Raw genomic sequence first — 12587 nt, forward strand, 5'->3', positions numbered from 1 at the left:
ATCGTAAATGAGCTATCAGGATATTGAATTCGACCTGTCTGGCGGCATTGCGCGCCTGACGCTGAACCGCCCGGACAAGCTGAACAGCTTCACGGCCAATATGCACGCGGAAGTGGCCGATGCGCTGACGCGCATCGAAACCGAAGGCGCGCGCGTGCTGGTGCTGACCGGGGCGGGGCGCGGCTTTTGCGCCGGCCAGGACCTGAGCGAGCGCAAGCCCGCCGCGGACGGCACGCCGCCCGACCTGGGCGAGACCGTCGACAAGTTCTACGCGCCGCTGGTGCGCCGCCTGAACGCCTTGCCCATGCCCGTCGTGGTGGGGGTGAACGGCGTGGCCGCGGGGGCGGGCGCCAATCTGGCGTTCGCGGGCGATATCGTCATCGCCAAGGCGTCGGCCAATTTCATCCAGTCGTTCTGCCGCCTGGGGCTGATTCCCGACACCGGCGGCACCTTCGCGCTGCCGCGTTTGGTGGGCCGCGCCCGCGCCATGGGCCTGGCCCTGCTGGGCGACAAGCTCAGCGCCAAGCAGGCCGAGGAATGGGGCCTCATCTGGCAATGCGTGGCCGACGAAGAATTCGATGCCGCGCTGGAGCGTCTGGCCGCGCATTTCGCGGCGGCGCCCACCAAGGGCCTGGCCTTCACCAAGCGGGCCTTGCAGGCCAGCCTGGGCAATGACCTGTCCACGCAGCTCGACCTGGAGCGCGACATGATGCGCGAACTGGGCCGCAGCGCGGATTACGCCGAAGGCGTCGCCGCCTTCCTGGGCAAGCGTGAACCGCAATTCAAGGGGCAATGATGAGCGTGCACGTTCCTCCCGTTGAAGCGCCGACCGATCCTCAGGAACTGGCGCAGGCCGTGGGCTCGGTTATGTATGCCGGCGATGCGGCCTCGCAGGGCCTGGACATGAAGGTCGAGGAAATGGCGCCTGGCTATGCCCGGCTGACCATGCGGGTGCGCCCCGACATGCTGAACGGCCACAAGACCTGCCACGGCGGTTTCATCTTTGCCCTGGCCGACAGCGCTTTCGCGTTTTCCTGCAATTCCCGCAATGTCAGCACCGTGGCGTCCGGCTGCACCATCGACTACCTGGCTCCCGGCTTCGAAGGCGACATGCTGACTGCCGTGGCGCAGGAGCGTTCGCTTGCGGGCCGCACCGGCGTGTACGACGTCACCGTCACCAACCAGGACGGCCGTAACGTGGCCTTGTTCAGGGGGCGTTCCTATCGCATCAAGGGCCAGATAGTCGGCGCGCCAGCGGACGCTTGACCGCATAGCCCAACCAAAGAGAAGGCCGCCGGCCGGGCCGCGCGCGGAACATCGCGGCGCCGTCCGAGCCGGGGCGTAGAGAATTTCAGGAGAGACATCATCATGCCGAACACCATGAGCAAGCCGGGACTGGATCCCATCGAGCATGCCAGCCAGGACGAACTGCGGGCCCTGCAGCTCGAGCGCCTGAAGTGGTCGCTCAAGCACGCCTACGAAAACGTCCCGCACTACAAGAAGGCGTTCGACGAAATGGGCGTGCATCCGGACGACCTGAAGCAGTTGTCCGATATTTCGAAGTTCCCGTTCACCACCAAGAAGGAACTGCGCGAAAACTATCCCTTCGGCATGTTCGCCGTGCCGCGCGAGCAGGTGTCGCGCATTCACGCGTCCAGCGGCACGACCGGCAAGCCGACGGTGGTGGGCTACACCAAGGGCGACCTGGACAACTGGGCCAACCTGGTGGCGCGTTCGATCCGCGCGGCGGGCGGCAAGTCGGGCGATACGGTTCACGTGGCCTACGGCTACGGCTTGTTCACCGGCGGCCTGGGTGCGCATTACGGCGCGGAACGCCTGGGCTGCACGGTCATTCCGATGTCGGGCGGGCAGACGGAAAAGCAGGTGCAACTGATCAGCGATTTCCGTCCGGACATCATCATGGTCACGCCGTCCTACTTCTGCAATATCCTGGAAGAGCAGCGCCGCCAGGGCATAGATCCGCGTCAGAGCTCGCTGCGCATCGGCATCTTCGGCGCCGAGCCGTGGACGGGCCAGATGCGGGCCGACATCGAAACCGAAGCCGGCATTGATGCGGTGGACATCTACGGTCTTTCCGAAGTCATGGGGCCGGGCGTGGCCAGCGAATGCGTCGAGACCAAGGATGGCCCGGTGGTGTGGGAAGACCACTTCTACGCCGAGATCATCAATCCGGACACGGGCGAGCCGGTCGCGGATGGCGAGCCCGGCGAGCTGGTGTTCACGTCGCTGACAAAGGAAGCGATGCCCATCATCCGTTACCGCACGCGCGACCTGACCCGCCTCTTGCCGCCGACCTCGCGCAGCATGCGGCGCATCGGCAAGATCACCGGCCGCAGCGACGACATGCTGATCGTGCGCGGGGTGAACATGTTCCCCACGCAGGTCGAGGAACTGGTCCTGAAAATTGCGCAGCTGGCGCCGCACTACCAGCTGGTGCTGTCCCGTTCGGGCAATATGGACGAACTGGAAATCCTGACCGAGGTCCGCGCCGAGTTCTCGGGCCTGTCGGACGCGGAACGCGCGAACCTGGGCAAGCAGCTGCAGCACGCGGTCAAGACCCACATTGGCGTGAGCGCCCGCATCCAGGTGTCGGACGCCGGCCACGTCGAACGCACCCTGACCGGCAAGGCGCGGCGCGTAATCGACAGGCGTCCGAAGTAGGTTTTGCGCGTAAGAAAGGCAGCCAGGGGCTGCCTTTTTTTTTCGCGCACTGCCTATCGTCCCAGGGTTCGCACAATGCGCCGATACCACAAGTGCAGCAGGGCGGCGGACAGGGCCAGGCCGAACATGGCCATCAGCCACATGCTGCCGGCGCCCTCGGGCGAGCCGGGCACCAGCAGGTTGCGCAGGCCGTCCAGCCCGCCTCGGCCCGGGCCGAAGCCGAACCACCAGCCGCCGACCAGGCCCACGCCGGCCAGCGCGACCGTTTGCAGGATCAGCGGCACCACCGCCACCTTGTAGGCGCGCAGCAGGTAAGAGTTGATGCATTGCATCGAGTCGAACAGGTGGAACAGCGGCAGGACGGCCAGCAGCGTTGTCGCGACGGCCGCCACCGCGGCGTCATCCGTGTACGCCGCCAGAATCAGCGGCCGGCCCGCCAGCAGCACCGCCGACGTCAGCAGCGCGCCCATCAGGCCCAGCACCAGTCCCGCCATGCCTGTGCGATGGGCGTGGGCGAGGTTGCCCGCGCCGATAGCCTGCGCCGTCAGCGCGGCGGTGGCGACGCCCAGCGCCATCGGCATCATGTAGCAGAGGGCGGCAAGGTTGGACATGATCTGGTGGCCTCCGGTGACGAAGGTGCCTTCGCGTGCGACCAGCAGCGCCATGAATGTGAACGCGGACACTTCCACCAGGTAGGACCCGCCCATGGGCAGGCCCAGGCGCAGCAGTTCCTTCAGCGCCTTCCAGTCGGGCCTGCCGACCCGAAGCTGGAACCGGCGGTAGTAGCGGTCGTGGGTAATCACCCACAGGCCCAACCCCAGGCTCATCCAGGACACCACGGCCGTCGCCAGTCCGGCGCCGGCCGCACCCATGGCCGGCAGGCCCAGCTTGCCGTAGATGAACAGCCAGTTGAACAGCGCCTTGAAGCCGATGATCGACAGGTTGATCGCCATGACCAGCTTCGGCCGCGACACGGCGGTGCCGAGCGCGTAGATGGTGCGGAAGACCAACGCCGCGGGCAGGGCGAGCACCAAGGCCTGCAGGTAGGTCGCGATGCGGTCGCGCACGCCGGGCGCGACTTCGCCCGACATCGACAGCCACAGGTCCGGAAACAGCATGAGCGCTGCGCCGACCACCGACAGGCCCAGCGCCAGCCACACGCCCTGGCCCCAGCTCCGGCCCACTTCACGGTTGTTGCCGGCGCCGAACTGCTGGGCCAGGATGGGGATCAGCGCGTGCACGACGCCCATCAGGCCCACGAAGACGGTGATGTATATCGACGCGGACAGGGCCATCGCCGCCAGGTCGTCGGGGCTGGAGTGGCCCGTCATGGCGGTGTCCAGCACGCCGAAAGAAATGCCGGCCCATTGGCTGATCAGCACAGGCCAGGCCTGCTTGGCGATGCCGCGCAGGGTGGCGCCGAATGTCATCGGCGCCGCGGGTGCGGGCGTCATTGCCTGGGGCCGGTCCGCAGCAGGCGGAAGACTTCGGAGCGGTCGGCGCGCCGGCCGCCTTGCCAGAGGACTTCGGCCCCTTCGCTGTACGCGGCGGTGCCGTCGCGCAGGCTCTGATTGTTGGTCTGCTGCAGGACCAGTGTGCAGCGGGTGTCGAACGTGAACGACAGGTTATTGAAGATCAGGAACGATGCGCGCTGGCCGCTTCCAAGGCTCAGCCCGCGGACACATTCGCCGGGCCGGGTGTGCTGCTCGAGCGCCTGGGCCAGTTGGCCCGACACCGTGCGATAGCTGCGGGCATAGTCGACGGCGGGTTGCCATAGCAGCACCAGCAGGATCCAGGTGACGGTCAGCCCGCCGGCCGACAGCACGGTGCCGCGCCACAGCGCTTGCGGGCGAACCCGCAACCGCCACACCACCAGACCGATCCACGCCAGTGTGAAGATAACCGCCAGCACAAAGGCCACCCAGGAGATGACGGGTTCGTAGCCGGTGGTCTGGCGGGCGATGTTGCGGGAAATCTGTGCGGGCCAATGGAAGTGCAGGGCCACCCATCCAAGCCAGGCCGTGGCCGCGGTCAGTGAAAAACACATGACGGCGAACCAATCCAGCGTATTCACCACGCCGCGGCGTAGGGTTGGCAGCGAGAACGCGCCCAGCACCGCGCAAGGGACCGCCAGCAGCACGAATTCGGAATCGGTGGCCTGGTCCAGGAAGAACAGGATCAGCGCCGAGCACGCCAGCAGCATCAAGGGCAGCCAGATATGCGGCGCGTAGATCCATGCGCGCCAGCGCCAGATGGCCAGCAGCGCCAGCGGCCACGTTGGCCACAGATACCAGGGAAGGTCGCGCAGCGTGCGTCCCGCATCGTGCAGGCTGGGCATGGCGAAGGAAGACAGGTTCCAGGTCTTCCAGTTCCGGATCCAGTACTCGCTGCTCTGGGTGGCGGGAATCCACCATGCCAGGATCAGCGCGGCGGCAAGGGCCGCGGCCCAGAGCAGCCAGCGCCTGCATTTCCAGAGCGGGCCGCGCGGGTAGAAGGCCAGGGCGGCGCCGATCATGATGGGCAGGGCGCCGACCCAGCCGCGCGTCAGGAAGCTGGCGGCCAGCGCAATGCCCAGCGTGGTGGAGCCTGTGACGGGACGATCCACGGTGCGGGCCAGCGAGTAGAACGCCAGCGCCTGGCACGCCATGATGGCGGGCACGACCGTGGTTTCATGGGTGCGCTGCAGGATGCCTACAGTAGCCAACAGTAATAGCAGCGCGGCGTCGGCCAGCATGCGGCCGTAGTCGCGTGGTTCGGGTTCGCCGCCGAACGGCAGCGCCAGCGGCTGGGCCTCGGCGCGGCGGCCAAGCAGGTAGGTGCCGTACCAGACGCTGGATGCCGTGATGCCGAACCACAATAGGTTGGGCAGGCGGCCAGCGGTGATGTCGCCGATGAAGGGGCCGAACAGCCAGATGCTGATTGCGCCTACCCACGTGATCAGTGGGCCTTCTTCCGCATGGGCCAGGTGCCCCACCTGCGGCAGCAGCCACGTCAGGCCTCCTTCGCGGATGGCGGTGATCATGGTCGCCAAACCGACGGCGTCGTCGGTTTTCCACGGGTCGCGCATGAACAGCCCCGCCACGATATAGGCCAGAGCCAGGCCCAGCAGGATGAGGCGGGGCAGTTTTGCGGTGGCCATCGACGTCAGTCGGGCCGGAGTGGAAATCGAAAGTGGGGACACGGGCGTTAATGTAACCGACGGATCTGATTGCGCCAGCCCCGGGCCGCGGATTCAGCCGCCAAGGGGGAAAAAAAAGCAGCCCGAAGGCTGCCTTTTTGCTGTGACTCCCGCAGGAGCGACAGGATCAGGAAGCGGACTTGACCGTGCCAGCGGTGCGGGCAAAGCGGGCGCGGAACTTTTCCACGCGGCCGGTTTCGACGATGCGGGTCTGCGCGCCAGTGTAGAACGGGTGCGATTCGGAGGTCACGTCGCACTTGAAGAGCGGGTACGTCTTGCCGTCGAGTTCGACGGTTTCGCGCGTTTGCACGGTCGAGCGGGTGATGAACTTGTTGCCCGTTTGCAGGTCGGCGAAGACGACTTCGCGGTATTCGGGGTGAATGCCTTCTTTCATGGTGCTTTCCTAGGCTCTTTCGAGCCTTTCTCAGGTTGTTAGGGTCGCCAGCTGGAGTTGCCGAAAATCGGAGCCTAAAGCTCCCGCGCCCGGCGCTCACTACAAAAGAGGTGAACACACGCGGCGGCGGCTCTAGCCACGTATCCAAAAAGTAACCCCAAATTCTAGCATGGGAAATTTCCGCGGACCAGCCGGAATCGTCGACCCCGCCGAGCCGGAGCCTGGGGGCGTTAACGGGGACGGGTTTGGCCGTGCGCTTACAGGTCTGTGCGCAGCTTCCAGATTTCCGGAAAAAGCACGACTTCGAGCATCCGCCGCAGGTAATCCACCCCCGACGTGCCGCCCGTGCCGCGTTTGAAGCCGATGACCCGCTCGACCGTGGTAACGTGGCGAAACCGCCACAAGCGAAACGCGTCTTCCAGGTCCGTCAGCTTTTCGCCCAACTGGTACAGGGCCCAATACCGGTCGGTATCGCGGTAGACCGTAAGCCAAGCGGCCTCGACGGCGGCCGACGATTGGTAAGGCTGCGTCCAGTCGCGCTCCAGGTAATCGGCCGGCACGTCCAGGCCGTTGCGGGCCAGCAGCCGCAAGGCCTCGTCATACAGCGATGGGGCCTCGTAGGCGCTCTGGACCTGGGCCAGGAGGTCTGCGCGGTGCGCATGCGGCTTGAGCATGGCGGCGTTCTTGTTGCCCAGCAGGAATTCGATCTGGCGGTACTGGTAGCTCTGGAATCCGCTGGAGCGCGCCAGGTACGGGCGCAGCGCGGAATATTCGGGCGGCGTCATGGTCGCCAGCACGTCCCAGGCGTGGACCAGTTGTTCCATGATCTTGCTGACGCGCGCCAGCATCTTGAAGGCGGGCTGCAGGCGGTCGGCCGCCACGTTGGCGATGGCCGCCCGCAGTTCGTGGAGCATCAGCTTCATCCAGAGTTCGCTGGTCTGGTGCTGGATGATGAAGAGCATTTCATTGTGCTCGGGCGACATCGGATGCTGGGCGCCCAGCACCTCGTCCAAGTGCAGGTAGTCGCCGTAGGTCATGTCGCGCGCGAAATCCAGCTGCGCCTTTTCCTGGCGGACGATGTCTTCGGGGCGTTCGTTCTGGCTCATGCGCGGTCTCCTTGGCAGGGAGGGGCGGCGCGGCGGGCGGATGCGGGCAGGGCGCGCCAATCGGGCGCGAAAGGGGTTTTCATGGTCTTGGTTCACAAATCGGAGCGGTTGAGTCCGGTCAACCGCTCCTGGGCCGGCGAATCAGCCTATAGCTCGCGCAATACGGCGCGAACCGGGCTGGCATCAGCCTGGACCAGCGCCAACGGCAGTGCGATCAGTTCGTAATCGCCTTCCGGCACGTCGTCGAGCACCAGGTTTTCCAGTACGCGCATGTCGTGCCGCAAGATCGTGTGGTGGCTGTCCAGGGTCTTGCTGGACGCGGGGTCGATGCTGGCGGTATCCAGTCCGATCAGCATGACGCCGCGCTCCGCCAGCCATTCGATCGTCTGGGGGGCGTAGGCGGAGAAGTCGTCGGTCCACCAGTCTTGCGCCGCATGCTTGGCAGTGCGCACCAGCACGCGCGGCGGCATATTCAGGGATGCATGGGCCAGATGTTCGGGGGTGATCAGCGGGCCGCAATCAATCGCGTGGATGACGCGACAGGGGCCAAGAAACGGCTCCAGGGAAACCGCTCCGATGGCGGCTGCCCCGTTCTGGTAGTGCAGGGGGGCGTCCGCGTGCGCACCGATGTGCGGGGAAAGCGTGATTTCGCTGACATTGACGGGACAGCCGGGCGCGAGCGACCACTTCCATTGCTGGCGGTAGGGCGTATCGCCAGGAAAAACGGGCGAAGACGTCGAGACGGGCGGGGAAATATCCCACAGGCGTTTCATGTCGGGCGCAAAAGGGTCGCGGAGGCCGGGATTAGGTGAAGCCTAAAGCAATATCGGGCGGTAGTCTAACGAATTCCGGTGGGGATGGGGGTCACAGGCAGCCCAGTTCGGCCAGGGACACCGCGGCGCCGCCAGCGACGATCAGGTGGTCCACCAGCTTGATGTCCACCAGCGCCAGGGCTTCCTTGAGGTGCCTGGTGAAGCCGTGGTCGGCGGCGCTGGGCGCCGCCAGGCCGGAAGGGTGGTTGTGGGCGACGATCAGGGCGGCCGCGTGGTGGCGCAGGGCCTCGCGTACGACTTCCCTGGGGTAGACGGCGGCCTGCGAAAGGGTCCCGCGGGCCAGTTCCCCGGTGGCGATCAGGCGCAGCTGGTTGTCCAGGTAGAGGGCGATGCAATGCTCCACCTGGCGATGGGCCAGCGCCGCCCTGCAATATTGCTTGACCCGGGCCGGATGATTCATCGGGCTGTCGCGGGCCAGGTCTTCCTCGAGGGCCCGCCGGGCCAGCTCCAGCAGGGCGGCCAATGTGCAGGCCTTGGCTGAACCCAGTCCGGCCACGGTCATGAGTTCCTCGGGCGGGGCGCCAAGCAGGCCGCGCAAGCCGCCAAAGCGGTCCAGCAGGGTGCGGCACAGGTCCACCACATTCAGGCCCGGAATGCCCGTGCGCAGGGCAATGGCGAGCAGTTCCGCATCCTGGATAGAGGCTGCCCCGTGGCGCATCAGGCGTTCTCGGGGACGCTCTTGTCTGGACAGCCGATCGGACAATTTCATAAGAGGCTCTAAAATAAGGGTTTTCCTAATTCCCATACGGTGGCAGATCTTGAGCATCGCCTCTAACGAAGTGAACGTTTTGGTCCGTCCGGATTCCTACCTGACGCTGCATTACCGGATTACGCTGGCTTCCGGCCCGGGCGCGGGTTCGGTGTTCGCCAACACCTTCGATGGCCGGCCCGGCACGCTGCAAATGGGCAGCGGCCAATGGGCGCCTGGCCTGGAGGCGGCCTTGGTCGGCCGCGCCGAGGGCGACAAGTTCAGCGTCACGGTGGCGCCGGCCGATGCTTACGGCGACCGCAACCCCGAACTGATCCAGCGCGTGACGCGCGCGATGCTCGCCGAGCACGCCGGCGCGGACGCCACATTCGAGCCGGGCGACCTGGTGGAATTCACCGCGCCCAACGGCGGGCGGTATTCGGGCGTCCTGAAGGAAATCAACGACGAGTCCGCCCTGTTCGATTTCAACCACCCCCTGGCGGGCATCAGCCTGCAGGTCGACGTGGCGCTGCTGGGAGTGCTTTGATGAGCCAGGCTGTCACCGCCTCCGACGCCGAAGTCCTGCTGGCGCAGCCGCGCGGCTTCTGTGCAGGCGTGGATCGCGCCATTGATATCGTCGAGCGCGCGATCGAGCTGCACGGCGCGCCCATCTATGTGCGCCACGAAATCGTTCACAACCGCTACGTCGTGGAAGATCTGCGCGCAAAGGGTGCGATCTTCATCGACGAACTCGACGACGCTCCCGCAGGCTCCATCGTGGTCTTCTCGGCGCACGGCGTGTCCAAGGCGGTGCGGGCCGAAGCGGAGGCGCGCGGCCTGCAGGTCTTCGACGCCACCTGCCCCCTGGTCACCAAGGTCCACATCGAGGTCGCGCGCATGCGCGCCGCGGGCCGCGAGATCATCATGATCGGCCACAAGGGCCATCCCGAGGTCGAAGGAACGCTGGGCCAGGCGCAGGGCGGCATGTATCTCGTCGAGACAGTAGAAGACGTGGCCAGCCTCGAGGTCTCTGATCCCGCAAACCTTGCCTACGTCACGCAGACGACGCTGTCCGTGGATGACGCGGCGGCAGTGTCGCAGGCGCTCAAGGCGCGCTTTCCCAGCATCGCCGAGCCCAAGAAGAGCGACATCTGCTACGCCACCCAGAACCGCCAGGACGCGGTCAAGGTGATGGCGCCGGAATGCGACCTGGTGCTGGTCGTCGGCAGCCCAAATAGCTCCAACTCCAATCGCTTGCGCGAGGTCGCGGAACGCAAGGGCGTGGCGTCGCACCTGATCGACGGCGCGCATTCCATTGACCCCGCGTGGCTGGTCGGCCGTAAGCGCATCGGCGTGACGGCGGGCGCCTCGGCGCCCGAGATCCTGGTGCAGCAGGTCATCGCGCGCGTCAAGGAGCTGGGCGCCGTCTCGGTACGCAAGATGCCGGGCCTGGAAGAGAATGTGGCGTTCCCGTTGCCCAAGGGCCTGTCCCGCAAGGCGGCCAAGACCGAATCGCTGGAATGAACATGCGCCGCCCGGATGGGGCGGCGCAATAAGAACACCAAGGAGACTTCATGCAGCTGTACAGCTACTTCCGCAGCTCGGCCGCGTATCGCGTGCGCATCGCCCTCAACCTGAAGGGCCTGCCCTACGAATATCTGGCGGTGCATTTGCTGAAGGACGGAGGGCAGCAGCTGTCCGCCGACTATCGCAAGGTGAACCCGACCGCGCTGGTGCCTACGCTGGTGGACGGCGATGCGGTCATCGGCCAGTCGCTGGCCATCATCGAGTACCTGGAAGAAACGCATCCGCAGACGCCGCTGCTGCCTGCCGACGCCATCGGCCGGGCTCGTGTGCGCGATCTGGCGCTGGGCATCGCCTGCGATACCCATCCGCTGAACAACCTGCGCGTGCTGAAGTATCTGAAGCACACTTTGGGCGTGGACGAGGCCGCCAAGACCGCTTGGTACAAGCATTGGGTGCATCAGGGGCTGGAAGCGCTGGAATCGCAGTTGGCGCATTCCAGCGCCACGGGCCGCTTCTGCCACGGCGACACGCCCACGATCGCCGACCTGTGCCTGGTGCCGCAGGTGGCCAACGCGCAGCGTTTCGAATGTGACCTCTCGTCGATGCCCAACGTGGTGCGCATCGACGCCGCCTGCCGGGCGCTGCCGGCGTTTGAAGCGGCCGCGCCGGGCAACCAGCCCGACGCAGAGTGACGCGGGAAGCGGCTTAGCCGACCTGCACTGGCACGAAGATCTTGTCTTCTCCGCGCTGCACCAGCAGGGCCACGGTCTTGCCGGCCTTGGCCAGTTCGGCCTTGACCTGCCCGACGTCGTGCACGGGCACGCCATTGAGCGACAGCAGCACATCTCCCGGCTGAATGCCGGCCTTAGCGGACGGGCCGATCGACCGCTCGATCAGCAGGCCTTCGGAACCCGATGCCTGCTGTTCCTGCGGACTCAGGGGGCGCAGCGCCAGGCCGAGCTGGCCGCGCTGCACTTCCTGGCCGTCCGCTGACGCCTGCGTCTTGTCCTTGGGCGCGCCGCCAAGAGTGGCCACCAGTTCCTTTTGCGCGCCGCTGCGCCACACGTCCAGCTTGATCTTCTCGCCGGGGGCGGCCATCGTGATGGTCGAAGCCAGGTCGCCGGAAGACACGATGGTCCTGCCGTCGATCTTGCGCACCACGTCGCCGGGCTGCAGGCCGGCCTTTTCGGCCGCGCTGCCCTTCTCGACGCTCGACACCAGCGCGCCGGACGGCGAGTCCAGCTTGAAGGAGTTGGCCAGGTCCTGGTTCACTTCCTGCACCGTCACGCCCAGCCTTGCATGCTGCACCTTGCCGTGCTCGACGATCTGGTCCTTGATCTTGTAGGCCAGGTCGATGGGGATCGAGAACGACAGGCCCTGGAATCCGCCAGTGCGGCTGTAGATCTGGGAGTTGATGCCCACGACCTCGCCGCGGTCGTTGAACAGCGGCCCGCCGGAGTTGCCGGGGTTGACCGCGACGTCGGTCTGGATGAAGGGAACCGACGTGTCGTCCGGCAGTGAACGGCCCTTGGCGCTGACGATGCCTGCGGTGGCGGTGTTCTCCAGGCCGTAGGGCGAGCCGATGGCCAGAACCCATTCGCCGACCTGCAGCCGGTTGACGTCGCCCACCTTCACCACCGGCAGGTTCTTCGCCTCGATCTTGATGACGGCGACGTCGGTCTGCGGATCGGCGCCCAGCACCTTGGCCTTGTATTCGCGGCGGTCGGTCATCTTGACGGTCACTTCCTTGGCGTCCTGGACCACGTGCGCATTGGTCAGGATGATGCCGTCCTGGCTGACGATAAAGCCGGAGCCTTCGCCGCGCATCGGCACCTCGCGTTCCGGCGCGCGGCCGCGCGAGCCGGGAATCTGGCCGAAGAATTGCGCGAAGGGATCGTCGCTGTCGGCGGCCGAAACCTTGCGGGTGCCGCTTACGCTGATGTTGACGACGGCCGGGCCGAAGTCGCGCGTGATCTGCGCGAAATTGGGCGGCGTGGCGGTGCTGATCGCCGGCGTGGACGCGCTGGTCGGGGCGTCGGCTGCCATCGAAACGCTGCCGGTCAATGCGGTTGCGCCCGCGCCGCCAATGGCGCCGGCGGCCAGCAGCGCCAGGACGAGGCGCGAGGGTTTCATTTGCTTGGTCTTCATGTCGGCTCCTGCGTACATGTTTAGGGACATG

13 protein-coding genes are annotated in these 12587 nt (G+C 66.1%); 6 read left to right on the forward strand and 7 right to left on the reverse strand.

Going from position 1 to position 12587, the window contains the following annotated elements; genetic code table 11:
* The first annotated feature begins 7 nt into the window (after nucleotides 1–7).
* The 3 genes from paaG (at nucleotide 8) to paaK (ending at nucleotide 2682) form a co-directional block, all read left to right on the forward strand.
* Entirely contained in the window at nucleotides 8–796 is a 789-nt protein-coding gene (gene paaG / locus KYC_RS15910; RefSeq protein ID WP_008164109.1) for a 2-(1,2-epoxy-1,2-dihydrophenyl)acetyl-CoA isomerase PaaG, read from the forward strand.
* Entirely contained in the window at nucleotides 796–1266 is a 471-nt protein-coding gene (paaI, locus tag KYC_RS15915) for a hydroxyphenylacetyl-CoA thioesterase PaaI (protein ID WP_008164112.1), read from the forward strand. Before paaG ends, paaI begins: the two co-directional genes overlap by 1 nt.
* Nucleotides 1267–1368: 102 nt before the next feature.
* A complete protein-coding gene (paaK, locus tag KYC_RS15920) occupies nucleotides 1369–2682 on the forward strand; it encodes a phenylacetate--CoA ligase PaaK (protein WP_008164114.1) in 1314 nt (437 codons plus the stop codon).
* Between the two features lie 53 nt (nucleotides 2683–2735).
* Here paaK and KYC_RS15925 read toward each other — a convergent pair whose 3' ends face one another.
* The 6 genes from KYC_RS15925 to radC form a co-directional block, all read right to left on the reverse strand.
* Nucleotides 2736–4136 (reverse strand): MATE family efflux transporter, encoded by a 1401-nt coding sequence (locus KYC_RS15925; protein ID WP_008164116.1) that lies wholly within the window; start codon nucleotides 4134–4136, stop codon nucleotides 2736–2738.
* On the reverse strand, nucleotides 4133–5863 hold the full coding sequence (locus KYC_RS15930) for an ArnT family glycosyltransferase (protein WP_043518642.1): 1731 nt from the start codon (nucleotides 5861–5863) through the stop codon (nucleotides 4133–4135). The genes KYC_RS15925 and KYC_RS15930 overlap by 4 nt, the downstream gene beginning before the upstream one ends.
* A gap of 124 nt (nucleotides 5864–5987) precedes the next feature.
* Nucleotides 5988–6254 (reverse strand): type B 50S ribosomal protein L31, encoded by a 267-nt coding sequence (locus KYC_RS15935; RefSeq protein ID WP_008164119.1) that lies wholly within the window; start codon nucleotides 6252–6254, stop codon nucleotides 5988–5990.
* Nucleotides 6255–6511: 257 nt separating this feature from the next.
* Nucleotides 6512–7360, reverse strand: a complete 849-nt coding sequence (kynA, locus tag KYC_RS15940) for a tryptophan 2,3-dioxygenase (RefSeq protein ID WP_008164122.1) — start codon at nucleotides 7358–7360, stop codon at nucleotides 6512–6514.
* Between the two features lie 146 nt (nucleotides 7361–7506).
* Complete coding sequence (gene kynB / locus KYC_RS15945; RefSeq protein ID WP_008164125.1) at nucleotides 7507–8133, reverse strand: arylformamidase; 627 nt, start codon at nucleotides 8131–8133, stop codon at nucleotides 7507–7509.
* Between the two features lie 91 nt (nucleotides 8134–8224).
* Nucleotides 8225–8902 carry a RadC family protein gene (radC, locus tag KYC_RS15950; protein ID WP_008164126.1) on the reverse strand — a complete coding sequence of 226 codons (678 nt, stop codon included), beginning with the start codon at nucleotides 8900–8902 and terminating at the stop codon, nucleotides 8225–8227.
* Between the two features lie 49 nt (nucleotides 8903–8951).
* Between radC and KYC_RS15955 the strand changes: the two genes are divergently transcribed.
* The 3 genes from KYC_RS15955 to maiA are packed head-to-tail and all read left to right on the forward strand — an operon-like array spanning nucleotide 8952 to nucleotide 11100.
* Nucleotides 8952–9428 carry an FKBP-type peptidyl-prolyl cis-trans isomerase gene (locus KYC_RS15955; protein WP_081478052.1) on the forward strand — a complete coding sequence of 159 codons (477 nt, stop codon included), beginning with the start codon at nucleotides 8952–8954 and terminating at the stop codon, nucleotides 9426–9428.
* Nucleotides 9428–10405 (forward strand): 4-hydroxy-3-methylbut-2-enyl diphosphate reductase, encoded by a 978-nt coding sequence (gene ispH / locus KYC_RS15960; protein WP_008164131.1) that lies wholly within the window; start codon nucleotides 9428–9430, stop codon nucleotides 10403–10405. The genes KYC_RS15955 and ispH overlap by 1 nt, the downstream gene beginning before the upstream one ends.
* 50 nt (nucleotides 10406–10455) lie before the next feature.
* On the forward strand, nucleotides 10456–11100 hold the full coding sequence (maiA, locus tag KYC_RS15965) for a maleylacetoacetate isomerase (protein ID WP_008164133.1): 645 nt from the start codon (nucleotides 10456–10458) through the stop codon (nucleotides 11098–11100).
* Between the two features lie 13 nt (nucleotides 11101–11113).
* Here the strand turns inward: maiA and KYC_RS15970 are convergent, their stop codons facing one another.
* Nucleotides 11114–12556 (reverse strand): DegQ family serine endoprotease, encoded by a 1443-nt coding sequence (locus KYC_RS15970; protein WP_008164134.1) that lies wholly within the window; start codon nucleotides 12554–12556, stop codon nucleotides 11114–11116.
* Between the last annotated feature and the right edge of the window lie 31 nt (nucleotides 12557–12587).

The organism is Achromobacter arsenitoxydans SY8, assembly GCF_000236785.1.
Lineage (GTDB): Bacteria > Pseudomonadota > Gammaproteobacteria > Burkholderiales > Burkholderiaceae_B > Achromobacter > Achromobacter arsenitoxydans.